The organism is Bordetella genomosp. 1 (assembly GCF_002261335.1).
Classification (GTDB): Bacteria; Pseudomonadota; Gammaproteobacteria; order Burkholderiales; family Burkholderiaceae_B; genus Bordetella.
On the sequence record NZ_NEVL01000003.1, the window covers coordinates 250,561 to 275,142 of the forward strand.

The window sequence follows — 24,582 nt, forward strand, 5'->3', positions numbered from 1 at the left end:
TACGCCCGCTTCGACGCGGACGGCGGTTGCCGTTCCGCCTGCGCCACGGCCTGAGGGCCGCGGGCGGCGCGCAGGCCGGGAGGACGAGTCCCGCGCCCGCCGCCGCCGGCGGACCCGGCCGGGTGCGCCGACCGGCGCCCATCCCACCCATTTCCTGCCGCCGGCTCCGGCCGGCGGCGTCCGATACGCCATCCCGGCTTGTCACCCCGCGCGGAGCCGTTCCGCGCCATCCGTCCAACAGGAGTCATGCATGGCCATTCAATCCATCAACGCCCGCAACCAGTTCCGCGGCAAGATCAAGGAGATCGTGCTGGGCTCGGTCGTGTCCGAAGTCGACATCGACACGCCCGCCGGCATCGTGACCTCGGTCATCACCACCCGTTCGGTCAAGGAGCTGGACCTGCAGGTCGGCACCGAAGTGCTGGCCTTCGTGAAGGCCACCGAGGTGTCGGTCGCCAAGCTCTGAGCGCGCTTGCAAAACACCACGGGCCGCCTCTCGGGCGGCCCGTCGTGCTTGGTGCGCCCGTTCAGGCGGCGCGTTCGAGCTGGCGCGCGACGGCGCCCAGGACCTCGATCAGCGAGCCCGCGTCGCGCTCGCCGTCATAGCGGACGCCGTTGACGAACAGCGCGGGCGTGCCATTGACGCCGCTGCGGATGCCGCCCTGGAAGTCGCGCTGGATCCGGCCGTCGAAGCGGCCCGAAAAGGCCTCGTTCAATGCGGCGGCATCCAGCCCGAGGGTCTGGCCATACGCCATCAGCTCGCGCGGACGCAGGGCCTGCTGGTTTTCGTAGAGCATGTCGTGCGCTTCCCAGAACTTGCCCTGCAGCGCCGCGGCTTCGGCGAACTCGGCCGCCATCACCGCATGCGGATGCAGCTCGGAGATCGGAAAGTTGCGGAACACGAAGCGCAGCTTGTCGCCCAGCGCCTGCTGCACCTGCTTGAGCACCGGATAGGCCTCGCCGCAGTACGGGCACTCGTAATCGCCGTACTCGACCAGGGTGACCGGCGCATCGACCGGGCCTTGCAGGTGGTCCGTCGCATCGACGGGGTAGATCAGGCGGCTCATCGCTGGGCTCCCGGGATCGATTGCTGCGGGGCAAGGGCGGCGGCGCGCGCGCCGCCTGCGGCCAGTCCGGCCTGCGCGGGTGGCGGCGCGGTGGCGCCGGCGGCCATGGCATCGAGCGCCTCGAAGATGCCGTCGGCACCCGGATTGATGCCCAGCGGCGAGACATAACTCCAGCGGATCACGCCATGGGCGTCGATCACGAACAGCGCGCGTTCGCAGATGCCTTCGGCCTCGCGATAGACACCGTAGCTGCGCGCCACCGCGCCCTTGGGCTCGAAGTCGGCCAGCAGCGGAAAGTGCAGCTTGCGCTGTTCCGCGAAGGCCGCATGGCACCACACCCCGTCCACCGAGATGCCCGCCAGTTGGGCGCCGGCCCGATGGAACTCGGGCAGGATCTGGTTGTAGAGCGCCATCTGGTCGCCGCACACCGGGCTCCAGTCGGCGGGATAGAAGGCCAGCACCAGCGGGCGGCCGAGCAGGTCGTCCAGCGAGACCTGCTGGTCCGGCGTGGCCGACAACGTGAAGGGCGGCGCGGCGGTGCCCGCCGGCAATGCAGTCAGGGAATGCGCTTGCGACATGATGGACTCCAGGGTTGCGGCAGGGCAGGGTGGCTCAGCGGGCGGCGCGCGTGGTCTCGAACAGGAACCAGCTGCGGCGCTCGGCCTCGTCGATCCAGTTTTCGATCAGGCTGGCGGTCGCGACGTCGTTGTGTTCTTCGCAGACGGCGTGGGTGGCGCGCAGAAAGCCGGTCAGCTGGCGGTTGTCGTCGGCCAGTTCGGCCAGCATGTCCTGCGGCGTGACATAGTCGGCGTCGTTGTCGAGCAGGCGTTGCAGGCGCTGGATGTGGCCGATCGAACGCAGCGTGGTGCCGCCGACCTTGCGGGCGCGTTCGGCGATCGCGTCGGTGGTGGCGTAGATCTCGTCGCCCTGGTCGTCCAGCATCAGGTGGTAGTCGCGGAAGTTGGGGCCGGACATGTGCCAGTGGAAGTTCTTGGTCTTGAGGTAGAGCGCGAACACGTCGGCCAGCAGCGTGGTGAGGGCGGCGGCGATATCCCGGGCGGCGTCGGCGCCCAGGTCGGTGGGCGTGTTCAGCGGGGCGCGCAGACGGGCTTGCAGCGAGAGGTCGTTCATGGCGTTTTCCTTCGGTTCGTGGGACGGTCGGGTGGGCGGTCCCGGCGGGGCCCGGGGGTAGGGAGGCGGGCTGGGCCGCCGGGAGGTGCGCCCTGGAAAACAGAATATCCGTGCGTGAACCCCCGAAAAATCGGCAGATCGTTTCGCGCACTCATACCTTGGTTTAGGTCACCGTATGCTGCCGTGCGAGTGCGCGGCAGGGATCCTTACCCGATAATGAACGCGCCTGGCCCCACCCCCGCGCGGGGCCGCCGTTATCCGGAGATCATTCTTGTCCACGCCGCCACCGGCCGCGCAACCGTTGCCCGCGCAACCTGTTGCCGCCGCCGTCGATGCCGACGCCGCGATCGACGCGGGCCCCGCGCCCGCCGCCTGGCGCATCGGCGCGCTGGTGCTCGCCTTCGGCATCTTCCTGGTCGACACCTTCACCACGCTCGAAGGGGCGGTGGCCGTGCTGTATGTGCTGGCCGTGCTGATGGCCGCGCGCACCGGCAGCCGGCTCGACATCTTCGTGGCGACGGCCGCCAGCGTGATCCTGACCCTCGTCGCCTATGTCGATTCGCACGGGCTGCACCACGTCGGCGCGCCCACGGTGCGCGGCGTCGTCAGCCTGGCGGCGGTCGGCATCACGGCCTTGCTCGCGCTCGAGAACCTGCGCGCCACGCGCCGGCTGGCAGCGCAGGCGCGGCTGCTGGACCTCTCGCACGACATGATCTTCGTGCGCGACCGCAAGGGCGTGATCACGTTCTGGAACCGCACCGCCGAGGACGTCTATGGCTGGCTCGCCCGCGAGGCCGTGGGCCGCGTGGCCGACGAACTGCTGCAGACCCGTTACGCCGAGCCGCGCGCCGCCATCGAGGTGGCCCTGATGAGCGCCGGCCGCTGGGACGGCACGCTGCGCCAGGTCACCCGCAGCGGCGCCACGCTGACGCTGGCGAGCCGCTGGGTGGTGCAGCGCGACCATGCCGGCCGGCCGATGGGCGTGATGGAGACCCACACCGACGTGACCGACCGCGAGGCCGCCCACGCCGCGCTGGTCAAGAGCGAGCGGCGCTATCGCCGCATGTTCGACGCCACGCGCATCGGCGTGGTGCAGGAAGACTGGCGCGAGGTGCCGGCCGAGCTGGCGCGCATCGCGGCCGACGCCGACGGGCTGGCGCGCCATTTCGCCAGCCATCCCGAGGCGGTGCAGCGCATCCGCAGGCGGGTGCGCATCGATGCCGTCAATCCCGCCTTCCTGGCGATGGTCGGGGCCGGCACGGCGCCCGGCGCCCCGGGCAACGTCGACGAGGTGCTGAGCCCCTCCGACCGCAGCTTCGCCGAGGCGCTCACCGCGTACGCGCGCGGCGAGCCATTCCATGAGGGCGAGACCGACATGATCCGCGCCGACGGCACGCTGGTGCCGGTGCTGTTCACGATCACCTATCCCGCGCCCGACGATCCGGAGGGCTGCGTGCTGGTGTTCGTGGTCGACAACACGGAGCGCAAGCACGACCAGGATGCGCTGCTGCAGGCCCAGGCCGAGATCGCGCATGCCGCGCGCGTGGCCACGCTGGGCGAGCTCACGGCGTCGATTGCGCACGAGGTCAATCAGCCGCTGATGGCGGTGGTGACCAGCGGCGACGCCGCGATGCGCTGGCTGCGCCGCGATCCGCCCGACCTGCACGAGGTCGAGGTGGGCCTCGAGCGCATCGGCTCGGAGGCGCGCCGCGCCTCCGAGATCGTCAAGCGGGTGCAGGCCTTCCTGCGCAAGGCGCCGGCCCAGCACGACCGGCTGGCGGCCGGCGCCATCATCGAGGAGGCCGCGCGGCTGGTGGCGCACGAGTTCGCGCGCGAACGCATCGAGCTGCGCATCGAGGTGGCGCCCGACCTGCCCGAGGTCGCGGGCGACCGCATCCAGCTGCAGCAGGTGCTGGTCAATCTGATGGTGAACGCGACCCAGGCCATGGCCGGTCAGGCCGGCCCGCGGCTGCTGTGCGTCACGGCGGCACGGCACGACGACGCGCACCTGGCGATCACGCTCAGCGACACCGGCCCCGGCGTGGCCCCGGCCGACCGCGAACGCCTGTTCGCGCCGTTCTACACCACCAAGCCCGATGGCATGGGCATGGGCCTGGCGATCTGCCGCAGCACCGTGCAGGCCCATGGCGGCACGCTCACCCTGAACACGGCGCCCGGCCACGGCGCGGTCTTCCAACTCACGCTCGCGGTGGCCCGCGAAGGAATCCCGGCATGAACCGTTCCCCGATCCCGGCCCCGGCCGTCGAGCCGCTGGTCATCATCGTCGACGACGAGGCGCCGGTGCGCGACGCGCTCGATTCGCTGTTCCGCTCCGTCGGCCTGCGCACGATGCTGTTCGCCGCGCCCGCCGAGCTGCTGGCCGCGCGCATTCCGGACACGCCCGGCTGCCTGGTGCTGGACGTGCGCCTGCCCGGCATCAGCGGACTCGACTTCCAGTCGCAGCTGGCCGGGCAGGGGCTGGACCTGCCGATCGTGTTCATGACCGGCCACGGCGACATCCCCATGACGGTGAAGGCGATGAAGGCGGGCGCCGTGGACTTCCTGTCCAAGCCGTTTCGCGAACAGGACATGCTGGACGCGGTCACGACGGCGATCGAGCGCGACACCGAGCGCCGCGCCCAGACCGCCGGCCTGGCCACGCTGCGCGCCGCCTACGACACCCTGACGGCGCGCGAGCGCGAGGTGATGGGGCATGTGGTGTCCGGGCTGATGAACAAGCAGGTCGCCGGCCTGATCGGCCTGAGCGAGATCACGGTCAAGATCCATCGCGGCAACGTCATGCGCAAGATGGGCGTGCGGTCGCTCGCCGACCTGGTCCGCCAGGCCCACACGCTGGGCATTTCGCGCACCTGAATGGGGCGGCGACAAACCTGTGTATGATTCCTTTCATGGCTGAGAAGGTTCATAACGGAGACTGCCGCGTTTCGACGCACGTTCGTGCTGCCCGCGGCCTGAAGGACTTTCGTATATGAATCACGTTCCCACGATAGCGATCATCGACGACGACGATGGCGTGAGGACCGCCCTGTCCAGCCTGGTCCGCTCGCTCGGCTACCAGGTGCGCGCCTACGCATCGGCGCCCGATTTCCTCGGCGACGCGACCCTGCGCGAGCCGGACTGCCTGGTTTCCGACATCCAGATGGCGCCCATGAGCGGCGACGAGCTCCAGCGCGCGCTGAACGCCGCCGGCCGCCATTTCCCGATGATCTTCATGACGGCGTTCTCGACCGACGCGATGCGCCGGCGCATCCTGGAGGGGGGCGCGCGCGCCTATCTCGAGAAGCCGGTCGACGGCGGCACCATGGCGCGCTGCCTGGCCGAAGCCCTGGCCTGAGCGCGGGCGCCGCGCCGTCGCGGCCCGCCCGCGCGGGCGCGGCGATCCGGCCGGGCGGCCGCAGCCAATTGTCACATCCCTGACGTGCGCGAGGCGGTATGTTGGTGCTCCCGTGCGCCGCGGCCGGCCGGCGAGGTCGATACGCCGGCCCGGCGTGGCGCGTGCGGTACACCTTCGGTGCGGTACCGCACATACGTAGGTATAGGGCTGTCGATCCCACCGTAGGATTTCGCGACGCCGCCCGATTCCCTAATCTTGTCTTGCGGTTCTTTTCCACCCAACTCCCTCTGGAGCAACAAGACCATGAGCACGATCACCACGAAAGACGGCGTCGAAATCTTCTTCAAGGACTGGGGTCCCAAGTCGGCCCAGCCCATTGTGTTCCACCATGGCTGGCCCCTGTCGAGCGACGACTGGGATGCCCAGATGCTGTTCTTCCTGGCCCAGGGTTTCCGTGTGATCGCCCATGACCGCCGCGGCCACGGCCGCTCGGCCCAGGTCAGCGAAGGCCACGACATGGACCACTACGCCGCCGACGCGGCCGCCGTGGCCGAGCACCTGGACCTGCGCAACGCCGTGCACATCGGTCACTCGACCGGCGGCGGCGAGGTGGCGCGCTACGTGGCCAAGTACGGCCAGCCGCAGGGCCGCGTGGCCAAGGCCGTGCTGGTGAGTGCCGTGCCGCCGCTGATGCTCAAGACCGCGGGCAATCCCAAGGGCACCCCCATCGAGGTGTTCGACGGCTTCCGCGCCGCGCTGGCCGCGAACCGTGCCCAGTTCTTCCACGACGTGGCCTCGGGTCCGTTCTACGGCTTCAACCGTCCGGGCGCCAAGGTGCAGGAGCCGGTTGCGCGCAACTGGTGGCGCCAGGGCATGAACGGCAGCGCCAAGGCCCACTACGAAGGCATCAAGGCCTTCTCCGAGACCGACCAGACCGAAGACCTCAAGGCCATCACCGTGCCCACGCTGGTGCTGCACGGCGACGACGACCAGGTGGTGCCCATCGACGCCTCGTCGCGCCTGTCGGCCGAGCTGCTGAAGAACGGCACGCTCAAGGTCTACGCCGGCTATCCGCACGGCATGCTGACGACCCACGCCGAGGTCATCAACGCCGACCTGCTGGCCTTCATCAAGGGTTGAGGGCAGGGCGCGGCGGGCCGGGCCGAACCCCCGGCCTGCCCGCCGCGTCCACCTGCCCTCCACGGGCCCCGCGGCAGCCGCCGCGGGGCCCGCGCGTTTTTGGGGTGCAGCGCGGGCGCAGCGCGCGGACGCGGCCGGGTTATGCTCTGACCAGAGATGCCGCGCGCATCGTTCATCGCAATGGAGTGTGGCCCATGTCCCAGGAATTCGTGCTGGTCAAAACGCTGTTTCCCCCCAAGTCGCTCGCCAGCATGCAGGAAGACCTGGATGCCACGGTCGACGACTACGCCGATCTGGCCGAGTCGCTGTTTCCCACGCTGGCGTGGGACGAGGCCGTCGAGGACGACGATGACGAGACCCTGGCCGAGACCGGCCAGGTCGAGCTGCCCGGGCTGGTGATCGACGTGCGCGCCGACGAGGGCGCGCTGGTGCTGGCCGTGCAGGGGGAGGGCGAGGCCCTGCAGTCGCTGGCGCGCGGCGTGGCCCACGTCGCCGCGTCGCAGCGCTACGCCATGATCGATGTCGAACGCTCCGCGCTGGTGCCCGCCGACACGCCCGACATCACCTACACGGCCTGGCGCCGCCAGGCCGGCGGCTGAGCCTCCGGGGCCGCGCCGTCGCGGCGCGGCGAGCCGGGCGGGGTCAGGGGTTCTGCGCCCAGGTGCGCGCCAGGCTGATGTGCACCTCGGCGCCGCGGCGCTCGATGCCCAGGTCGCCCGCGCCGGCGTTGAGCGCGTTCGCCGCCTGCTCGGTCGCATCGATGGCCTGCTGCACCTGGGCGGCGAAGGCCGCGTCGCCGGCTTGCTCGGCCTGCGACTTCAGTTGCGACAGCAGGCCGGTGAGCGCGGGCAGGCCGGCGCGCTTGGCCAGCGTCTCCGCGGTCTTGGCATCGATGGCGCTGAAGCGCGGCGACATGGCCTCGGCCGCCTTGTGCAGGTCCACGAACGGCGTGTAGACCGTGTTCTTCAGGTGGCCCTTGTACACGTGCTCCTGGCGCACCACGTCGTTGCCGTGCCCGCCCGAGGTGAACTTCGACTTGATCAGGTCGATGCCATGGCCCACGTTGCGGGACAGCGCGCCGAAGAAGCGGCCGATCGCCGTGCCTGCGTTTTCGTGGCTTTCCTTGCCGCAGAAGAACGGCGGGCAGCCCACGTGCTCGAATTTCACCAGCAGTTCGCCGCGCGCGCCCGGCCGGCCGCTGCTCATGTCGTGCAGCTTGTCGAACAGCATGGTGCCGCCCTTGCCGGGCAGCTTGTTCAGGTAGTCTTCGGTGCCACGCTGCTCGGGCTTGCTGGTCGGAATGAAGCCGAACACCGAGTGTTTCGCATCGGCGGCGCTGCGCTCGTTGAAGTGGGTCGACATGCGCGCGTCGGAGGTGGGCGCGGCCTTCAGGAAGTCATAGATCCGGTTGCCCTCGTCGGGCATCACGATCGACCCGCTGGTCACCATGTTGCTGGTCGCCTGCGGATCGGTTGCGTTCACGTCCTGCAGCGCGGCCTGCGCCATCATGTACCAGCCCAGCGCGCGCGTGGTCTCCACGCCGCTGTGCACGGCGTGGGTCTGGCCATCGCCGCCGGTGACCTGCAGCACGCCCTGCTGCGACGCACCGTTGGCCAGCGCGTCGGCGAGGCGTTCGCCCATGGCGACCAGGCCGCGCAGGGTGTCCGGCTGGTTGGCCAGCGGCGAGCCGGTGAACACCGCATGCTCGACCAGCTTGTCGAACACGGTCGCGGGTCCGTTGCCCTGCTGGTCCAGGATGCTGTTTTCCATGGGCTGGCGCAACGCGGCCAGCATGGCGCCCTGCTGGGCCTCCAGCCCGCGCTCCGAGCGCGTCTCGCGCGCCTGGCTCGAGAAGATGCCCTCGATGGTGCGGCCGATCGCCTTGAAGGGGGCGGCCAGCGCGCTGAAGAAGTCGCGCGCCGCGCTTCCCTGGTTGAGCAGCTGTTCGCGCTGCTGGCCGTCGCCGACGTCGATCATCACGCCGTCCAGGGCCTCGCCCTGGCCGCGCACCGCGTTGATCGTGCCATGGCCGGGCGCGTTGTGGTCGTCGAGCAGGGGCTGGCGCTCGCCCAGGTCCTGGCTTTGCAGCGCGCCCGGGTTGAATCCGTGGATGCTCATGGCGGTCTCCGGGGTCAGGCGCGCTGGCCGAAGGCGGCCAGGTGGCTGGCGGGCGCCTGGGCGGTTTGCGACAACACGGTTTCGCCCGCAACCACCGCGCGCCAGAAGTTGGCCGTGTCGAGGAAGACGGCAAGCATCTCCGCCAGGTGGGCCGGCTCGGTGCCCTCCACGGGCAGCCGGGCGCCCAGCACCACGGTGCCGGTGTCGCGCTGTACGCCCAGGGTGGCGCCGCCGGTACCGGTCCAGAGGTGGTTGGCCTCCAGCAGGAGTCGCTGCACCTCGCCACGGCGGGCATCGTCGGGCGCGCCCAGCGCGGCGTAGAAGGCGACGTCGCCCTCGATCGGCTCGTTCACGTCGAGCGGCCGGTACTGGAAGGCGATCACCAGGTCGTCGAGACGGAGTTCCTCGACGTCGGCGAGCCGCTGCGGCTCGGGCAGGCCCAGATGGCTGGCCAGCCCGGTGAGGAGTTCGGTATAGCGTGCGGTCATGGTGTCTCCGGTGTGAGTGCGGGGCTGGCGCCCCGGCGATACCTCGTAAGTGACGCCGGCGCCGGGAAGGTTCCACGGCCGCCGGGCGGGCCGGCGGGAGTTGACCGGCGCGCCCGAGTTCACTAAAACAGCGTGCTTGCCCCCCCTCATCGGAGAGCGCGCATGTCCACGCACGACGAGCTCTACACCCCCCGCACCAGCCCCGACAATCCCGGCCAGGCCACCCGCTTTCGCGTCAACCTCACGCGCGACCAGGAGGCCTGGGACGAGGACATCGACCTGAGCGCCATGCTCAAGTCGGTGCTCGACGAGGCCGGCATCGAGACCGTGCGCGGCGACGCCTGGCTGCGCACCAGCCACGGCTTCTGGCTGCTGCCGCAGATCGCCAGCCTGGAGATCGCCGAGGAGGGCACGGCGCGCACCTCCACCACCATCCAGATTGCCCACGAGACGCTGGTGCCGCAGGGCTGTTTCGAGTATCAGCACGCCACCAGCCGGGAGGACGTGGCCACCTCGCTCATGCAGGGCCTGTCGCAATGGGCCCGCACCGACGCGGTCGTGTTGCACGACAGCGCGCGCGAGGCGCTGGAGGATTGCGGCGCCATCACCATCGCCTATCCGGCGGCCGACGCGGACGACAGCGGCCGGCGCCGCGTCGTGTTCGGCCCGACCTCGCACTATGTCGAGCATCCCGATGCGGAGGTCGATGATGCGCACCCGTTTTGTCCGTGCTGCCTGTTCACCAACAGCATCGATGCCTTCAACACGCTGCTCAAGGCGGGCGAGTTCGCGGCCATCCGGCTCTATGCGGCGCGCGACAGCGACGGCGGCGTGAGCGCCGACTGCCGCGTCAATGGCGTGGATTTCGAGCCCGGCGCCGAGGCGCTGCGCGCCTACGTGCAGACCTGGCCGGCGCGCGGCCTGGAGTTCCGCAAGCAGCTGGTGGTGGCGCAGCGCATCGACGGCGCGGCCTGACGCGGCCCGCGCCGCGCCCCGGCGCACGGCGGCGGAGAAGGGCGGCCCCATCGATACTGAGTCACGCCAGGCCACGCCACGCCCGGATGGGTCCCTCTGAGCGCCGCGCCGCCGCAGGCCCGGGGAATTCGCCTCCGCATCCCGATCAGCCACCGCATATCATCATGCGGAACGAGTATTTTTCGGCCCCGCGCCCGCCTGACAGAATCGCTCCATTCACCCCTCAAGGAACGATTCATGCAGGTGCGACGCAGTTTTCTGAAGCTGGCCGTGCGCCAGGTGGCGGCCGGCGCCGCGCTGCTCTCGGTGGCCGCGTTCGCGGCGCCCGAGGCGCAGGCCGTGCAGACCCAGGACGGCAAGACCACGATCACGGTCGGCATTTCGGTCGGGTCGGCCGAGAAGATCTTCGACGTGGTCAAGCGGGTCGCGGCCAAGGACGGGCTGGAGATCAAGCTGGTCAAGTTCAACGACTACCAGCTGCCCAATGCCGCGCTCAATGCCGGCGATCTCGACGCCAACGCCTTCCAGCACAAGCCCTTTCTCGACAACCAGATCAAGGCACGCGGCTTCGACATCGTGCCGGTCGGCCTGACCGTGACGGCGCCGCTGGGCTTCTATTCGCGCAAGGTCAAGTCGCTCGATGCCCTGCCCGAAGGGGCGACGGTGGGCATCCAGAACGATCCCTCCAACGGCAACCGCGCGCTGCTGCTGTTGCAGGCCAACAAGCTGATCACGCTCAAGCCGGAGGCCGTGCAGAAAAACACCGCCACGCCGCTGGACGTGGTGGAGAATCCGCGCAAGCTCAAGCTGGTGGCGCTCGACGCCGCGCAGTTGCCGCGCTCGCTCGATGACCTGACGGCCGCCTCGATCAACAACGATTACGCCGAGCAGGCCGGCCTGGTGCCGGCGCGCGACGCGATTGCGCGCGAGGCTGCCAACGGCCCCTACGCCAACCTGATCGCCGTGCGGCGCCAGGACCAGGACAAGCCGTGGGCAAAGCAACTGGTGCGCGCCTACCAGTCGCCCGAGGTGCGCAGCTACATCGAAAGCGAGTTCAAGGGCTCGCTGGTGCCCGCGTTCTGATCCGGGCCGAACCACCATGACGATTCTGACTTTGGCGGGCAGCCCGTCGCAACGCTCCCGCTCATCGGCGCTGCTGCGCCATGCCGCCCGCCGGCTCGAAAGCCTGGGCCTGAAGACCTCTGAAATCGGCCTGCACGACATCCCGGCCGAGGATCTGATCGAAGGCCGCTACACCGGCGCCGCGGCGTCGGCCCTGCGCACGCGGGTCCATGCCGCCAGCGCCGTGCTGATCGCCACGCCGGTCTACAAGGCCTCGTTCGCCGGCGGCCTGAAGGCGGTGCTCGACCTGCTCGACGAGAAGGCGCTGATCGGCAAGGTCGTGCTGCCGCTCGCCACCGGCGGCAGCCCGGCGCACCTGCTGGCGCTCGAATACAGCCTGAAGCCGGTGCTGTCGGCGCTGGGCGCGCGCCACATCCTGGCCGGCGTGTACGCCACCGACAAGGAAGTGAGCTTCGATGACAAGGGCCAGGCCCGGATCGAGGATGCCGTGCGTGCGCGCCTCGAAGACGCCGTGGAACGGCTGGCCGAGCACGTCGGCCGGCCGACGCCCGCGGTGGACCTCGGCCAGCTTGCCCTGCAGGCGCGCTTCAGCGTCTGACCCCCGCGGGCCGCCCGCGCATTCCGGAGGATGTGTATGAAAAGCAGTGTCGCTGTTTCCGCCTCGCGTCTTGGACTGCCGGGCTGGCTCAAGCAATGCGCCCTGGTGTTCTGCCTGGGCCTGACCGGCGCGGGCGTGGCCCAGGCGCAGGACAAGCCGCGCGAGTTGCGCATCGGCTTCCAGAAATACGGCACCCTGACCATCGTCAAGGCGCTGGGCACGCTCGACAAGCGCCTGGGCGAGCAGGGCATCCGGATCACCTGGACCGAGTTCCCGGCCGGTCCGCAGCTGCTCGAAGGCCTGAACGTCGGTGCGATCGACTTCGGCACGGTGGGCGAGGCGCCGCCGATCTTCGCGCAGGCGGCGGGCGCCGCGCTCGTCTACGTCGCCAACGAGCCGCCGTCACCCACCAGCGAGGCGCTGCTGGTGCCCCGCGATTCCCCGATCAAGACCGTGGCCGAGCTCAAGGGCAAGCGCGTCGCCCTCAACAAGGGATCGAACGTGCATTACCTGCTGGTCAAGCTGCTGGAGCAGGCCGGCGTGGCCTACCGCGACGTGGACGTGGCCTACCTCACGCCCTCGGATGCGCGCGCCGCCTTCGAGCGCGGCTCGGTCGACGCCTGGGTGATCTGGGATCCGTTCCAGGCCGCGGCCGAGAAACAGCTCGGCGCGCGCGTGCTGGCCGACGGCACCGGGGTCGTCAAGAACTACCAATTCTTCCTGGCGGCCAGGCCGTTCCAGGACAAGCATGCCGACGTGATCGACATCGTCATCGACGAGATCCGCAAGGGCGACGCCTGGGCGCGCGAGCACCAGGCCGAAACGGTGGCGCTGCTCGAGCCCGTGCTGGGCCTGCCGCGCCCGGTGGTGGAACTCGCCGCGAGCCGCCTGGCCTACGGCATCACGCCCATCACGCGTGAGGTGCTGGCCGAGCAGCAGCAGGTGGCCGACGCCTTCCATGCCCTCAAACTCATCCCCAAGCCGGTGCAGGTGCAGGACGCCGCGCCGGCCGCCCTGAAATAGGCCTGCCTCATGGACGTGTTCTGGTTCATTCCCACCCACGGCGACTCGCGCTATCTCGGCACCCGCCAGGGCGCGCGCGAGGCCAGCTTCGACTACTTCCGCCAGGTGGCGGTGGCGGCCGACACGCTGGGCTACGACGGCGTGCTGCTGCCGACCGGCCGCTCCTGCGAAGACGCCTGGGTGGTGGCTTCCAGCCTCATCAGCGCCACGCGCCAGCTCAAGTTCCTGGTGGCGATCCGCCCCGGCGTGAGTTCGCCCCAGTTCGCCGCGCGCATGGCCGCCACCTTCGACCGGCTGTCCGAAGGGCGCCTGCTGGTGAACGTGGTCACGGGCGGTGATGCCGCGGAGCTCGAAGGCGACGGCATCTTCGCCAGCCACGACGAGCGCTACGCCATCACCGCCGACTACCTCGACATCTGGCGCGGCATCCTGTCGGCCAGCCACGACGGGGTGGGCTATACCCATCAGGGCGAACAGCTCACCGCGCGCGACGGCAAGGTGCTGTATCCGCCGGTGCAGAAGCCGTATCCCCCGCTGTACTTCGGCGGCTCCTCCGAGGCGGCGCACGAATTGGCCGCCGAGCAGCTCGACGTCTACCTGACCTGGGGCGAGCCGCCCGCGGCCGTGGCGGCCAAGATCGCCGACATCCGCAGGCGCGCCGAGAAGCACGGCCGCACGCTGCGCTTCGGCATCCGGCTGCACGTGATCGTGCGCGAGACGGAGGCCGAGGCCTGGGCGGCGGCCGACCGCCTCATCAGCCACCTCGACGACGCCACGGTGCAGGCCGCCCAGAGCGCCTTCGGCCGCATGGACTCCGAGGGGCAGCGGCGCATGGCCGCGCTGCATGGCGGCAGGCTCGACGACGGCCAGGGCGGACGCTCGCACCTGGAGGTGTCGCCCAATCTGTGGGCGGGTGTCGGGCTGGTGCGCGGCGGCGCCGGCACGGCGCTGGTGGGCGATCCGCAGACCGTGGCGGCCCGCATCCAGGAATATGCCGACCTCGGCATCGAGACCTTCATCTTCTCGGGCTATCCGCATCTGGAGGAGTCGTACCGCTTCGCCGAACTGGTGTTTCCGCTGCTGCCCGGCAAGGCGCGCCAGCGCGAGGCGTCCGGCGCGCTCACCGGGCCGTTCGGCGAGGTGATGGGCACCGAGCTCGTGCCGCGCCGCGCGGCCGGTTGAGGACGCAACCATGACGGGCGCGCAGCCGCAGCTTCGATCCGCCTGGTGGCGCGCCGCGCTGCCCTGGCTCGTGCCGGTGGGCATCGTGCTGGTGTGGGAGGCCGCGGCCCGCCTGGGCTGGCTCTCCTCGCGCATCCTGCCGGCGCCCGCCGCCGTGGTCGAGGCCGCCTGGAGCCTGGCGCGCTCGGGAGAACTGTGGGAGCACGTGCGCGTGAGCGCGTTGCGCGCGCTGGTGGGGCTGCTGGTGGGCGCGGGGGCGGGGCTGGCGCTGGGCCTGCTCAACGGCCTGTCGCGCACCGCCGAGACGCTGCTCGACACGACCCTGCAGATGCTGCGCAACATCCCGGTGCTGGCCCTGATCCCGCTGGTGATCCTGTGGTTCGGCATCGACGAGAGCGCCAAGCTCGTGTTGCTCGCGCTCGGCGTGTTCTTCCCGATGTACATCAACACGCTGCATGGCCTGCGCGCGGTGGACCCGGCGTTGATCGAGATGGGCCGCAGCTACGGGCTGCGCGGCTGGACCCTGTTTCGCGACGTGATCCTGCCGGGCGCCTTGCCCGCCATGCTGGTGGGGCTGCGCTTCTCGCTCGGCCTGGTGTGGGTGATCCTGATCGTGACCGAAACCATCTCCGCGCGCTCGGGCATCGGCTACATGACGATGAACGCGCGCGAGTTTCTGCAGACCGACATCGTGCTGCTCGGCATCGTGCTGTACGCCTTGCTGGGCAAGGCGGCGGACCTGGTGGCGCGCGCGCTCGAGCGGCGCCTGCTGCGCTGGAATCCCGCCTACCAGCCCGCCTGACGCCCGCGTCGGCCTTCCGGATGCCGCCATGACCCTGACCGAATCCCTCTATATGGAAAAAATCGAACACGACACCATGACCGGCCACCGCGCCGTCGGGCGCGAGCCGGACGTGGCCGCCACGGTCGAAGCCCTGGCGCAGGCGCTGGCGGCCACCGCCGTGGCGCGCGACCAGGCCGGCGGCCACGCGCACGACGAGCGCGAGCGCATTCGCGCCAGCGGCCTGCTGACGCTGTCGGTGCCGCGCGAGCAGGGCGGGGCGGGCGCGTCCTGGGCCACGGTGCTGCGCGCGGTGCGCCGTCTGGCCGAGGCCGACAGCGCGCTGGCGCATCTGTTCGGTTTTCATCATCTGCAGGTGGCCGGCGTGCTGCTCTACGGCACCCCGGCGCAGCACGATTACTTCCTGCGCCCGACCGTGTCGCGCGCGCTGTTCTGGGGCAATGCGCTCAACCCGCTCGACCGCCGCACCGTCGCGCAGCGCCGCGGCGAGGGCTTCGTGGTCTCGGGCACCAAGAGCTTCGCCTCCGGCTCCGTGGGCTCCGACCTGCTCACCATCTCGGCCTGGCACGAGCCCAGCGGCGCGGCGCTGATCGCGGCCGTCCCCACCGACGACCGCGCGGTCACGGTCAACGCCGACTGGGACGCCTTCGGGCAACGCCAGACCGACAGCGGCACCGTGACCTTCGACCAGCTGGTGCTGGAGCCGATCCAGGTGCTGCAGCGGCCCGACGCGGCGCCCACGCCGCGCGCCACGGTGCGCTCGCAGGTGGCCCAGCTCATCATGACCAACCTGTACCTGGGCATCGCGCGCGGCGCGAATGCCGAGGCGGTGCGGTATGTGCGCGAGGAGGCGCGGCCCTGGTTCGACAGCGGTGTCACGCGTCATGCCGATGACCCCTATGTGCAGGAGCGCCTGGGCGAGTTCCGCCTGCGCATCCGCGCCGCCGAAGCGTTGGCCGACCAGGCCGCCGAGCGGCTCGACGACGCGGTGGCGCGCGGCGACGGCGTGAGCGCGGCGATCCGCGGCGAGCTGGCCATCGCCGGCGCCGAAGCCAAGGTCCACGCGCACCGCGCCGCGCTGGCCATCGGCACCGAGCTGTTCGAGCTCACCGGCGCGCGCTCCACCTCGGCGCGCTACGGCTACGACCGTTACTGGCGCAACGCGCGCGTGCACACGCTGCACGATCCGGTGGCCTACAAGGTGCGCGACATCGGCCGCTACGCGCTCGACGGCAGCCTGCCCGTGCCCGGCCCCTACAGCTGATCCCTTTCCCCGCAACCGCGAGCCCTCATGACGCACGATTCCCCCAGTTCCACCGTCAGCACCGTGCCGACGCCGGTGATCCGGCTCGACCACGTCAGCAAGTCGTTCCGCATCAAGGGCACCGCCTTCGATGCGGTGCGCGACGTGTCGCTGTCGATCCGCGCCGGCGACATCTTCGGCCTGATCGGCAAGAGCGGGGCCGGCAAGTCGACCCTGCTGCGCCTGATCAACCTGCTCGAGCGGCCCGACAGCGGCAGCGTGCAGGTCGATGGCGCCGAGCTCACGCGCCTGTCCAAGCGCGACCTGCGGGCGGCGCGCCAGCGCATCGGCATGATCTTCCAGCAGTTCAACCTGCTGCAGAACGAAACCGTGTTCGAGAACGTGGCGTTCCCGTTGCGGGTGCACGGCGGCCGCGGCCGCGACGCGCTGCGCGAGCGGGTCCGGACCTGCCTGGACATCGTCGGGCTGGCCGACAAGGCCGCCAGCTACCCGGCCCAGCTCTCCGGCGGCCAGAAGCAGCGCGTGGCGATCGCCCGCGCGCTGGCCAGCGAGCCGGCGGTGCTGCTCTGCGACGAGCCGACCTCGGCGCTGGACACCGAAACCACGCGCTCGCTGCTGGCGGTGCTGCGCGACATCAACCAGCGCCTGGGCGTGACCATCGTCATCGTGACGCACGAGCTGGCCGTGGTGCGGGCGCTGTGCCGCCACGTGGCGGTGCTGGAGGACGGGCGCGTGATCGAGCAGGCGGAGATCGCCGGGCGCAACGTGCAGCTGCATTCCTCGCTCGGCCGTGAGCTGGTGCGCGAGGCGGACAATCCTTACGAGGCGGTGGCCTGACATGTGGAATACCTTCGTCGAACTCTGGCCCGAGCTGGTGGTGGCGGTGGGCCAGACCTTCCTGATGCTGGGCATCGCGCTGGCCGCCTCGCTGCTGCTGGGCGGCCCGCTGGGCATCCTGGTGTTCCTGACCGGCCCCGGCCAGTCGCTCGAACGGCCGCTGCTGCACCGCCTGCTGGGCTGGACCGTGAACACGGTGCGCTCCTTCCCCTTCATCATCCTGCTGGTGGCGCTGGTGCCGTTCACGCGCACCATCGCGGGCACCTCGATCGGGCCGGTGGCGGCGGCCGTGCCGCTGTCGTTCGCGGCGATCCCGTATTTCGCGCGGCTGGTCGAGCAGTGCCTGCGCGAGGTGCCGCGCGGCGTGATCGAGGCCGCGCACGCCTCCGGCGCCTCCGAGCTGCAGATCGTGCGTCGCGTGCTGCTGGTCGAGGCCCGCTCCGGCCTGGTGCTCGCGATCACCGTGCTGGCCGTGAGCTTCCTGTCGTATTCGGCGGTGGCGGGCGTGGTCGGGGGCGGCGGCATCGGCGACCTGGCGATCCGCTACGGCTACTACCGCTTCCAGACCGACGTGATGGTGCTCACCGTCGCGATTCTCGTGGTGCTGGTCCAGATCATCCAGATAGCGGGAACGACCGTGGCCCGCCGCATCGACAAGCGTTGACGCCGATGCAACACACTCCCCACGGCAATGCACATCGAGGAAACCCCATGACATATGCAAGCAAGCTGGCCGTGGCCCTGCTGGTGGCCGCGGGATTCACCGCCGCCGCGCAGGCTGCCGATCCGGACAAGAAGGAGATCGTGTTCGGCGCCACCGCCGGGCCCTACAGCGACCAGATCAAGCTCGGCATCAAGCCGATCCTGGAGAAGCAGGGCTACACGGTGCGCATCGTCGAGTTCAACGACTACGTGCAGCCCAACTTCGCGCTGGCCCAGGGCGCGCTCGACGCCAACGCGTTCCAGCACATCGTCTACCTCAGGAACTTCGCGGCCAAGAACAATCTGCAGCTCTCCGAGCTGGTGAAGGTGCCGACCGCGCCGATCGCGATCTACAGCAAGAAGTACAAGAGCGTGGACGCCGCGCCGGATGGCGTGACGGTGGCCGTGCCCAACGATCCGACCAACCAGGCGCGCGCGCTGGTGGTGCTGGAGGAGCTGAAGTGGGTCAAGCTCAAGCCCGGCTACGATCCGCTCACGGCTTCCGAGAAGGACGTGGTGGAGAATCCCAAGAAGATCCGCATCGTGCCGCTCGAGGCCGCGCAGCTGCCGCGCTCGCTCGACGACACCGATTACTCCTTCATCAACGGCAACTTCGCGCTGGCGTCGGGCCTGAAGCTCACCAGCGCGCTGGCGCTGGAGAAGACCACGCCCACCTACCAGAACCTGGTGGCCGTGCGCACGGCCGACAAGGATCGCCAGTACGTGAAGGACATCGCCGCCGCCTACCAGTCGCGCGAGTTCCTGGCGGTCACGGAGAAGTCGTTCGCCGGCTTCGTCAAGACCGATTACCAGCAGCGCCTCGACGCCGCGCGCTGAGCGCGTCGCATGCCGCCGGGAGGCCCGGATGTTCCTGAACCCGAACGAGTTCGAACTGATGCGCTACCTCGAAGACGAGGCGGCGCGGCGCGACAGCGAACCGCCGCAGCCGGACGGCCGGGCGGCCCATGCCGTGCCGCCGCCGGTGGGCGTGCAGCTCGCGCGCCTGTCCAAGCGCTACGGCGCGCGCAGCGTGCTCGACGACATCAGCCTGACGATCCGGGCCGGCGAGTTCGTCGCGGTGGTCGGGCGCAGCGGCTGCGGCAAGAGCACCTTGCTGCGGCTGCTGGCGGGCCTGGAGCGCCCGGACGCGGCGCCCGGCGCGCTGCGCTTCGACGGGGTGCCGGTGAAAGGCGCCGACCCGCGCGTGCGCCTGATGTTCCAGGAGGCCCGGCTGCTGCCGTGGCGCAGCGTGCTGGCCAATGTGGGATTGGGCCTGCCGCGCTGGCGCCTCGGGCAGGCGCGTGACGTGTTGCGCGAGGTCGGCCTGGCCGGCCGCGCCGCCGACTGGCCGTCGGCGCTGTCGGGCGGCCAGCGCCAGCGCGTGGCGCTGGCGCGCGCGCTGGTCCACCGGCCCGGCCTGCTGCTGCTCGACGAGCCGCTCGGCGCGCTGGATGCGCTCACGCGCATCGAGATGCAGCAGCTGATCGAGGGCCTGTGGCAGCGCGACGGCTTCACCGCCGTGCTGGTCACGCACGACGTGGCCGAGGCCGTGGCACTGGCCGACCGCATCCTGGTGATCGACGAGGGCAAGGTGGTGTTCGACGAGCGCGTGGCGCTGGCGCGTCCGCGCGCCCGTGGCCATCCGGAGTTTGCCCGCATGGAGGCGCGGGTGCTGGACGTGATCTTCAAGCGCACGCCCGCGCCGCCACCCGCGCCACCGCCGGTGATCCAGATCCGGCACCTGCGGCTGGCGGTGTAGGGCGCGTGCCCCCGACGGCGCCGCCGTGACCGACCCGGGCGGCGCTTGCCGCGGCGCCGGGCCGGCCCGTGCATCCTCGATCCAATTTTCCTGCGCTGGCGTACAAGCCAGCCGGCCCATCGCTCCCTACGCTTGATGCCTGGCCGGCTGCCATGCCGGCGCACGATCGAGGGGAACACGATGAACGAGCACACTGGCCCCGCCATGACGGTGGACCCGATCACGCTGGCCGTGGTCCGAGGCGCGCTGGAGACGGCGCAGCGCGAGATGACGCTGACGCTGGAGAAGACCGGCCGCTCCAGCGTCTTCAACCTGGCGCACGACTACAGCAACGCGCTGTTCGACCATCTTCCGGAGATGATCCTGCAGGGCCAGGACATCCCGATCCACCTGGGTTCGCTCATCCCCGCCATGAAGGCCGTGGCCGAGTTCTTCGGCGACGACATCCACGAGGGCGACATCATCTACCACAACGACCCGGTCTACCAGGGCAGCCACATCCTGGACTGCTGCATGTACAAGCCGGTGTTCCACGAGGGCCGGCTGGTGTTCTGGTCGGTGTGCAAGGGCCACCTCACCGACATCGGCGGACCGGTGCCCGCGGGCTACAACCCCGACGCGCGCGAGCTCTATGCCGAGGGCCTGCGGATTCCGCCGGTCAAGCTGTGGGATCGCGGCGTGCGGCGCGACGACGTGATCAACCTGCTGTTGTGCAACATGCGCGCGCGGCGCAACCAGGAGGGCGACCTGAACGCGCAGTACGGCGCGTGCCGCGTCGGCGAGCGCCACCTGCACGCGCTGCTGGCCAAGTACGGCCTGGACACGGTGCAGGCCGCCATCGCCCAGCTCAAGAACATGGCCGACCGCCACATGCGCTCGCTGATCGCCTCGATCCCGGATGGCGTCTATCACGGCCGCGCCCGGCTCGAGGACGCCGGCCACGGCCACGGCGACATGACGATCTCGGCCGAGGTCACGGTGCGCGGCGAGGGCGTGCACATCCGCATCGACAGCCCGCCCCAGGTGCCGTACTTCATCAATTCGTATGCCGGCAACTCCATGTCGGGCATCTATCTCGGCCTGATGATGTTCGCCCAGGTCCCGCCGCCGTACAACGCCGGCCTGTACCGCTGCGTGACCGTGGACCTGGGCCCGCCCGGGACGCTGTGCAACGCCCGCGAGCCGGCGCCCCACGTCAACTGCACCACCACGCCGATGGAGACGCTGACCGACGCGGTGCGGCAGGCCTTCGAGGCCGCGGCGCCGGATCGTGTCACCGCCTCGTGGGGGCATGCCAGCGGCGTCAACATCGCGGGCGTGGACCCGCGCACCGGCGAGCAGTACGTCACGATGGTGCTGGCCTCGATCATCTCGGGCGCCGGCGCGACCCGACAGATGGACGGCTGGCACGCCTGCGGGCCGCTGTGCTGCTTCGGCGCGCTGAGCTCGGGCGACGTCGAACTGCTGGAGTACGCCTACCCGATCATCATCCATCGCTACGGCCTGCAGGAGGACAGCGGCGGGGCGGGGCAGCGGCGCGGCGGCCATGGCACCGTGTGGGAGGTCGAGCCGCTCGGCCACGACATGACCGTGATCGCCTTCGGCGAGGGCCGCCAGATCCCCACGGGCGGCGCCGCGGGCGCCTACAACAGCCTGCCCGAGCGCAAGCTGGGCCGGCTCGAACATCATCACGCCGACGGCAGCGTGTCGCTGCACCGGCAGAACACCATTCTTCATGTGGCGCCCGGTGAGCGCGCGCGCAACGTCAATCCGGGCGGCGGCGGCTACGGCGATCCGTTCAGCCGCGCGCCGCAGGACGTGGCGCGCGACGTGCGCGACGGCCTGGTCTCGCGCGAGGCCGCGCAGGCCGAGTATGGCGTCGTGCTCGACGCCCAGGGCCGTCCCGACCTGTCCGCCACCCACGCGCTGCGCATCCGCGATCCCCGCTAAGGAGTCCACCATGCAAGGACAATATCGCCTCGGCGTCGACGCCGGCGGCACGTTCACCGACTTCGTGCTGGCGGGCCGCGACGGCAGGGTCCGCCTGTTCAAGAGCGCCTCCACGCCCCAGGACGGCACCCGCGCGATCGCGGCCGGGCTGGCCCAGATCGCCGCGGCCCTGGACCGTCCGGTCGAGGAGATCGTGCGGGACTGCGACCTCTGCATCAACGGCACCACGGTGGCACTCAACGCGCTGATCGAGCTCAAGGGCGTCAAGGTCGGCCTGCTGTGCACGGCGGGCCACGAGGACAGCATCGAGATCCGGCTGGGCCACAAGGAAGAGGGCTACCGCTACGACGCCGACTATCCGCCCGCCCCGCAGCTGGTGCCGCGCCAGCTGCGCATGCCGGTGCGCGAACGGGTGCTGGCGGATGGGACGGTCCACCAGCCCCTGAACGAAGACGACGTGCGGGCGGCCGTCGAGGTGTTCCGGCGCGAGGGCGTGCAGGCGGTGGCGGTGTCGTTCGTCTGGGCCCCGGCCAACGACGCCCACGAGAAGCGCGCGCTGGCGCTGCTGCGCGAGGCGCTGCCGGGCGTATTCGTGTGCGCCGGCCACGAGGTCTATCCGCAGGTGCGCGAATACACCCGCACCTCGACCACCATCGTCAACGCCTACCTGAGCCCGGTGATGGCGCGCTACGTGGCGCGCATCGACGACTATTTCCGCAGCCTGGGCGCGCGCGGCGCGGTGCGTTACTTCCAGTCCAATGGCGGCCTGGCCGTGGGCGAGATCATGCGCCAGCGCGCGGTCAATGCCATCAATTCCGGGCCCGCGTCGGCGCCGCAGGCGGGGCTGTACGTGGCCGCGCCGTTCGGCATCGACAACATCATCACGGTGGACATGGGCGGCACGTCGTTCGACATCACGATGGCGCGCGGCGGCCAGACCAACCTCAACCGCAACATCGACTTCCTGCGCCACCGCATCGGCGTGCCGATGATCCACGTCGAGACGCTGGGCGCGGGCGGCGGGTCGATCGCCCACCTGAACGCCTTCGGCATGCTCGAGGTCGGTCCGCGCAGCGCGGGGGCGAACCCCGGACCGGCCTGCTACGGGCTGGGCGGCGAGGAGCCCACCGTGACCGACGCCAACATGGCGCTGGGCTACCTGCGCCCGGACGCCGTGCTGGGCGGCACCATCCGCCTCGATCTGGAACGCGCACGCAGCGCCATCACGCGGGGCGTGGCGCAGCCCCTGGGCCTGACGCTGGCGCGGGCGGCCTACGGCATCAGCACGCTGGTGAACCTCAACATGGCCAACGGCATCCGCCGCATCTCGATCGAGAACGGCTACGACCCGCGCGACTTCGCGCTGGTGTGTGCGGGTGGGGCGGCGGGCATGCACATCACCGCGCTGGCCGAGGAGATCGGCAGCCGCAGCGTGCTGGTGCCCAAGATCGCCTCGTGCCTGTGCGCCTTCGGCCAGGTGATCTCCGACGTCAAGTATCACTTCCTGGCCAGCGCCGTCATGCGCCTGGACGCGCAGGCCGACCTCGAGCGGGTCGATCGCCTGTTCGACGACATGGCGCAACGCGGCCGCGAACTGCTCGGCGCCGACGGCTTCGCGCCGGAGCGCATCCACCTGGAACGCAAGGTCGAGATGCGATACCAGGGCCAGATCCACGAGTGCCAGGTCGAGGTGCCGCCCGGCCCCGTCACGGCGGCCACCCTGCGCACGTTGCTGCGCGACTTCCACGCGCGCCACGAGCAGCTCTACACCTATTCCGAGCCGCACAGCGTGGTCGAGCTGGTGAACCTGGAGACGATGGCGTCCGGCAGCGTCGACAAGCCCGCGCTGCCGGCGCTGCCCGCGGGCAACGGCGACCCGTCGGCGGCGCTCACGGACATGCGCGACATGCTGTTCGACGGCGAGGGCCGCTGGACCGCCACGCCGGTCTACGACGGCGCCAGGCTGCTGGCCGATGACCGGATCGATGGCCCGGCCGTGATCGAGGAGCCCACCACGACGCTGGTGGTGCGGCCGGGCTGGACCGCGCAGCTGCACCGCTCGGGTACCTACTTATTGACCCGGGGGCAGGCCTGATCCAGATTGACGGCTGTGTTTCCGCTCGTGGAGAGAGCCCTGTGGACGCCCACTACGACACCGGCCACGTCGCCGCGCCGGACCGCGCCCGCCACTGGGAGGCCGCCGTCGGCCAGACCTACTTCAGCCTGCAGCTCCAGTTCCAGGATGCCGCGCGCTTCGAGGGCTCGCTGCATTCCTGGCACCTGGGCGCGCTGTCGCTGTCGCGGCTGGCCTCCTCGCCGCTCTGCTACCGCCGCCTCAAGGCGCACCTGCGCGACAGCACCGATGAGCAATACCTGATCACCGTGCCGCGCCGCAGCGGCATCCGGTTCGCCCAGGACGGGCGCGAGACGCGCTGCGAGCCGGGCGCCTTCCTGCTCGAGCATGGCCAGAGTCCCTACGAGTTCTCCTACGGTGCCGACAATGCGCTGTGGGTGCTCAAGGTGCCCGGGGCATTGCTGGCGGGCCGGCTGCGCACCCCGGACCGCTATTGCGCGCTCTCGTTCGACGCCACGGGTGGCGCCGGGTGGCTGTTCGCGTCCTATGTCGAGCTGGTCGGCCGGCAGCTCGCGCAGCGCCGCGACGGCGCCGACGGCGCGACCCGCGAACTGGCGGCGCAGCAGCTGGTCGACCTGCTGGTGTGCTCGGTGCAGGGCGATGCGCGCGTGCTCGCATCGCGCGATTCGGCGGTGCGGGCCGCGCATCTCTGCCGCATCGAAGACTACGCGCGGCGCCATCTGTGCGATCGCGACCTCACGCCCGACCGGGTGGCGCAGGCCTGTGGCATCTCCGTGCGCTACCTGCACGCGCTCTATCGCGACGTGGGGCAGACCTTCGGCCAGTGGCTGCAGGGCCAGCGCCTCGAACGCGCCGACCAGGCCCTGCGCGCCAGCGCCCGGCCGCCCGCGTCGGTGGCGGCGATCGCGCATGCGTGGGGCTTCGCAGACCAGTCCCATTTCACCCGCCTGTTCAAGCGCCGCTACGGCCGCACGCCGGGGCAGGCCCGCCGCGCCGCCGACTGACGCCGGCAG

General features: G+C 70.7%; 25 protein-coding genes. 20 read left to right on the plus strand and 5 right to left on the minus strand.

The window, feature by feature from the left end:
- Nucleotides 1–250 precede the first annotated feature (250 nt).
- Nucleotides 251–466: a TOBE domain-containing protein gene (locus CEG14_RS09600; protein WP_094826153.1), complete on the plus strand. Its 216-nt coding sequence runs from the start codon at nucleotides 251–253 to the stop codon at nucleotides 464–466.
- Nucleotides 467–527: 61 nt separating this feature from the next.
- On the opposite strand, the gene CEG14_RS09605 is transcribed toward CEG14_RS09600, so the two are convergent.
- From CEG14_RS09605 to CEG14_RS09615, 3 genes are read right to left on the minus strand one after another with little or no spacing between them, the layout of a single operon-like run.
- Nucleotides 528–1,067 carry a DsbA family protein gene (locus tag CEG14_RS09605; protein ID WP_094826154.1) on the minus strand — a complete coding sequence of 180 codons (540 nt, stop codon included), beginning with the start codon at nucleotides 1,065–1,067 and terminating at the stop codon, nucleotides 528–530.
- A complete protein-coding gene (locus CEG14_RS09610) occupies nucleotides 1,064–1,645 on the minus strand; it encodes a redoxin domain-containing protein (RefSeq protein ID WP_094826155.1) in 582 nt (193 codons plus the stop codon). The genes CEG14_RS09605 and CEG14_RS09610 overlap by 4 nt, the downstream gene beginning before the upstream one ends.
- Nucleotides 1,646–1,679: 34 nt before the next feature.
- Entirely contained in the window at nucleotides 1,680–2,198 is a 519-nt protein-coding gene (locus CEG14_RS09615) for a Dps family protein (RefSeq protein WP_094826156.1), read from the minus strand.
- A gap of 271 nt (nucleotides 2,199–2,469) precedes the next feature.
- Between CEG14_RS09615 and CEG14_RS09620 the strand changes: the two genes are divergently transcribed.
- The 5 genes from CEG14_RS09620 (at nucleotide 2,470) to CEG14_RS09640 (ending at nucleotide 7,292) form a co-directional block, all read left to right on the plus strand.
- Complete coding sequence (locus CEG14_RS09620; RefSeq protein ID WP_218831322.1) at nucleotides 2,470–4,434, plus strand: PAS domain-containing sensor histidine kinase; 1,965 nt, start codon at nucleotides 2,470–2,472, stop codon at nucleotides 4,432–4,434.
- Nucleotides 4,431–5,072: a response regulator transcription factor gene (locus tag CEG14_RS09625; protein ID WP_094826157.1), complete on the plus strand. Its 642-nt coding sequence runs from the start codon at nucleotides 4,431–4,433 to the stop codon at nucleotides 5,070–5,072. The genes CEG14_RS09620 and CEG14_RS09625 overlap by 4 nt, the downstream gene beginning before the upstream one ends.
- Before the next feature lie 115 nt (nucleotides 5,073–5,187).
- Nucleotides 5,188–5,553 carry a response regulator transcription factor gene (locus CEG14_RS09630; RefSeq protein ID WP_094826158.1) on the plus strand — a complete coding sequence of 122 codons (366 nt, stop codon included), beginning with the start codon at nucleotides 5,188–5,190 and terminating at the stop codon, nucleotides 5,551–5,553.
- Between the two features lie 303 nt (nucleotides 5,554–5,856).
- Nucleotides 5,857–6,693, plus strand: coding sequence for an alpha/beta fold hydrolase (locus CEG14_RS09635; protein ID WP_094826159.1), 837 nt, complete (start codon nucleotides 5,857–5,859; stop codon nucleotides 6,691–6,693).
- 194 nt (nucleotides 6,694–6,887) lie between these two features.
- Nucleotides 6,888–7,292: a hypothetical protein gene (locus CEG14_RS09640; protein ID WP_094826160.1), complete on the plus strand. Its 405-nt coding sequence runs from the start codon at nucleotides 6,888–6,890 to the stop codon at nucleotides 7,290–7,292.
- 43 nt (nucleotides 7,293–7,335) lie between these two features.
- Here the strand turns inward: CEG14_RS09640 and CEG14_RS09645 are convergent, their stop codons facing one another.
- On the minus strand, nucleotides 7,336–8,811 hold the full coding sequence (locus tag CEG14_RS09645) for a hypothetical protein (RefSeq protein WP_094826161.1): 1,476 nt from the start codon (nucleotides 8,809–8,811) through the stop codon (nucleotides 7,336–7,338).
- Nucleotides 8,812–8,825: 14 nt separating this feature from the next.
- Entirely contained in the window at nucleotides 8,826–9,299 is a 474-nt protein-coding gene (locus CEG14_RS26330) for a type III secretion system chaperone (protein WP_179280573.1), read from the minus strand.
- A 162-nt stretch (nucleotides 9,300–9,461) separates the two neighbouring features.
- Here CEG14_RS26330 and CEG14_RS26335 point away from each other — a divergent pair, with 162 nt between their 5' ends.
- From CEG14_RS26335 to CEG14_RS09715, 14 genes are all read left to right on the plus strand, one after another.
- The gene (locus tag CEG14_RS26335) at nucleotides 9,462–10,274 is read left to right on the plus strand and encodes a DUF6348 family protein (protein WP_179280574.1); all 813 of its coding nucleotides are present in this window, start codon (nucleotides 9,462–9,464) and stop codon (nucleotides 10,272–10,274) included.
- A 243-nt stretch (nucleotides 10,275–10,517) separates the two neighbouring features.
- Nucleotides 10,518–11,357, plus strand: a complete 840-nt coding sequence (locus CEG14_RS09655) for a MetQ/NlpA family ABC transporter substrate-binding protein (protein WP_373454201.1) — start codon at nucleotides 10,518–10,520, stop codon at nucleotides 11,355–11,357.
- Between the two features lie 16 nt (nucleotides 11,358–11,373).
- Nucleotides 11,374–11,955 (plus strand): NADPH-dependent FMN reductase, encoded by a 582-nt coding sequence (gene ssuE, locus CEG14_RS09660; RefSeq protein ID WP_094826163.1) that lies wholly within the window; start codon nucleotides 11,374–11,376, stop codon nucleotides 11,953–11,955.
- 36 nt (nucleotides 11,956–11,991) lie between these two features.
- Nucleotides 11,992–12,978 (plus strand): sulfonate ABC transporter substrate-binding protein, encoded by a 987-nt coding sequence (locus tag CEG14_RS09665; protein WP_094826164.1) that lies wholly within the window; start codon nucleotides 11,992–11,994, stop codon nucleotides 12,976–12,978.
- A gap of 9 nt (nucleotides 12,979–12,987) precedes the next feature.
- Nucleotides 12,988–14,160: an FMNH2-dependent alkanesulfonate monooxygenase gene (gene ssuD, locus CEG14_RS09670; RefSeq protein ID WP_094826165.1), complete on the plus strand. Its 1,173-nt coding sequence runs from the start codon at nucleotides 12,988–12,990 to the stop codon at nucleotides 14,158–14,160.
- 10 nt (nucleotides 14,161–14,170) lie between these two features.
- Nucleotides 14,171–14,962: an aliphatic sulfonate ABC transporter permease SsuC gene (ssuC, locus tag CEG14_RS09675; protein ID WP_094826166.1), complete on the plus strand. Its 792-nt coding sequence runs from the start codon at nucleotides 14,171–14,173 to the stop codon at nucleotides 14,960–14,962.
- Between the two features lie 52 nt (nucleotides 14,963–15,014).
- Entirely contained in the window at nucleotides 15,015–16,226 is a 1,212-nt protein-coding gene (locus CEG14_RS09680; RefSeq protein WP_094827472.1) for an acyl-CoA dehydrogenase family protein, read from the plus strand.
- A 27-nt stretch (nucleotides 16,227–16,253) separates the two neighbouring features.
- Nucleotides 16,254–17,063 (plus strand): methionine ABC transporter ATP-binding protein, encoded by an 810-nt coding sequence (locus tag CEG14_RS09685; protein WP_094826167.1) that lies wholly within the window; start codon nucleotides 16,254–16,256, stop codon nucleotides 17,061–17,063.
- A gap of 1 nt (nucleotide 17,064) precedes the next feature.
- Nucleotides 17,065–17,727 (plus strand): methionine ABC transporter permease, encoded by a 663-nt coding sequence (locus CEG14_RS09690; protein ID WP_094826168.1) that lies wholly within the window; start codon nucleotides 17,065–17,067, stop codon nucleotides 17,725–17,727.
- Between the two features lie 47 nt (nucleotides 17,728–17,774).
- Nucleotides 17,775–18,602 carry a MetQ/NlpA family ABC transporter substrate-binding protein gene (locus CEG14_RS09695; RefSeq protein ID WP_094826169.1) on the plus strand — a complete coding sequence of 276 codons (828 nt, stop codon included), beginning with the start codon at nucleotides 17,775–17,777 and terminating at the stop codon, nucleotides 18,600–18,602.
- Between the two features lie 28 nt (nucleotides 18,603–18,630).
- Nucleotides 18,631–19,524 carry an ATP-binding cassette domain-containing protein gene (locus CEG14_RS09700; protein WP_094826170.1) on the plus strand — a complete coding sequence of 298 codons (894 nt, stop codon included), beginning with the start codon at nucleotides 18,631–18,633 and terminating at the stop codon, nucleotides 19,522–19,524.
- Between the two features lie 180 nt (nucleotides 19,525–19,704).
- Nucleotides 19,705–21,474, plus strand: a complete 1,770-nt coding sequence (gene capB, locus CEG14_RS09705; protein WP_256985623.1) for a caprolactamase subunit beta — start codon at nucleotides 19,705–19,707, stop codon at nucleotides 21,472–21,474.
- Nucleotides 21,475–21,484: 10 nt separating this feature from the next.
- Nucleotides 21,485–23,569, plus strand: a complete 2,085-nt coding sequence (gene capA / locus CEG14_RS09710) for a caprolactamase subunit alpha (RefSeq protein ID WP_094826172.1) — start codon at nucleotides 21,485–21,487, stop codon at nucleotides 23,567–23,569.
- A gap of 41 nt (nucleotides 23,570–23,610) precedes the next feature.
- On the plus strand, nucleotides 23,611–24,573 hold the full coding sequence (locus tag CEG14_RS09715; protein ID WP_094826173.1) for a helix-turn-helix domain-containing protein: 963 nt from the start codon (nucleotides 23,611–23,613) through the stop codon (nucleotides 24,571–24,573).
- Nucleotides 24,574–24,582 lie beyond the last annotated feature (9 nt).

Excerpts from the sequence above, each read along its gene's own strand:
- CEG14_RS09600 (WP_094826153.1), top strand. The coding sequence starts at position 251 with ATGGCCATTCAATCCATCAACGCCCGCAACCAGTTCCGCGGCAAGATC.
- CEG14_RS09605 (WP_094826154.1), bottom strand. The coding sequence starts at position 1,067 with ATGAGCCGCCTGATCTACCCCGTCGATGCGACGGACCACCTGCAAGGC.
- CEG14_RS09610 (WP_094826155.1), bottom strand. The coding sequence starts at position 1,645 with ATGTCGCAAGCGCATTCCCTGACTGCATTGCCGGCGGGCACCGCCGCG.
- CEG14_RS09615 (WP_094826156.1), bottom strand. The coding sequence starts at position 2,198 with ATGAACGACCTCTCGCTGCAAGCCCGTCTGCGCGCCCCGCTGAACACG.
- CEG14_RS09625 (WP_094826157.1), top strand. The coding sequence starts at position 4,431 with ATGAACCGTTCCCCGATCCCGGCCCCGGCCGTCGAGCCGCTGGTCATC.
- CEG14_RS09630 (WP_094826158.1), top strand. The coding sequence starts at position 5,188 with ATGAATCACGTTCCCACGATAGCGATCATCGACGACGACGATGGCGTG.
- CEG14_RS09635 (WP_094826159.1), top strand. The coding sequence starts at position 5,857 with ATGAGCACGATCACCACGAAAGACGGCGTCGAAATCTTCTTCAAGGAC.
- CEG14_RS09640 (WP_094826160.1), top strand. The coding sequence starts at position 6,888 with ATGTCCCAGGAATTCGTGCTGGTCAAAACGCTGTTTCCCCCCAAGTCG.
- CEG14_RS09645 (WP_094826161.1), bottom strand. The coding sequence starts at position 8,811 with ATGAGCATCCACGGATTCAACCCGGGCGCGCTGCAAAGCCAGGACCTG.
- CEG14_RS26330 (WP_179280573.1), bottom strand. The coding sequence starts at position 9,299 with ATGACCGCACGCTATACCGAACTCCTCACCGGGCTGGCCAGCCATCTG.
- CEG14_RS26335 (WP_179280574.1), top strand. The coding sequence starts at position 9,462 with ATGTCCACGCACGACGAGCTCTACACCCCCCGCACCAGCCCCGACAAT.
- ssuE (WP_094826163.1), top strand. The coding sequence starts at position 11,374 with ATGACGATTCTGACTTTGGCGGGCAGCCCGTCGCAACGCTCCCGCTCA.
- CEG14_RS09665 (WP_094826164.1), top strand. The coding sequence starts at position 11,992 with ATGAAAAGCAGTGTCGCTGTTTCCGCCTCGCGTCTTGGACTGCCGGGC.
- ssuD (WP_094826165.1), top strand. The coding sequence starts at position 12,988 with ATGGACGTGTTCTGGTTCATTCCCACCCACGGCGACTCGCGCTATCTC.
- ssuC (WP_094826166.1), top strand. The coding sequence starts at position 14,171 with ATGACGGGCGCGCAGCCGCAGCTTCGATCCGCCTGGTGGCGCGCCGCG.
- CEG14_RS09680 (WP_094827472.1), top strand. The coding sequence starts at position 15,015 with ATGGAAAAAATCGAACACGACACCATGACCGGCCACCGCGCCGTCGGG.
- CEG14_RS09685 (WP_094826167.1), top strand. The coding sequence starts at position 16,254 with ATGACGCACGATTCCCCCAGTTCCACCGTCAGCACCGTGCCGACGCCG.
- CEG14_RS09690 (WP_094826168.1), top strand. The coding sequence starts at position 17,065 with ATGTGGAATACCTTCGTCGAACTCTGGCCCGAGCTGGTGGTGGCGGTG.
- CEG14_RS09695 (WP_094826169.1), top strand. The coding sequence starts at position 17,775 with ATGACATATGCAAGCAAGCTGGCCGTGGCCCTGCTGGTGGCCGCGGGA.
- CEG14_RS09700 (WP_094826170.1), top strand. The coding sequence starts at position 18,631 with ATGTTCCTGAACCCGAACGAGTTCGAACTGATGCGCTACCTCGAAGAC.
- capB (WP_256985623.1), top strand. The coding sequence starts at position 19,705 with ATGAACGAGCACACTGGCCCCGCCATGACGGTGGACCCGATCACGCTG.
- capA (WP_094826172.1), top strand. The coding sequence starts at position 21,485 with ATGCAAGGACAATATCGCCTCGGCGTCGACGCCGGCGGCACGTTCACC.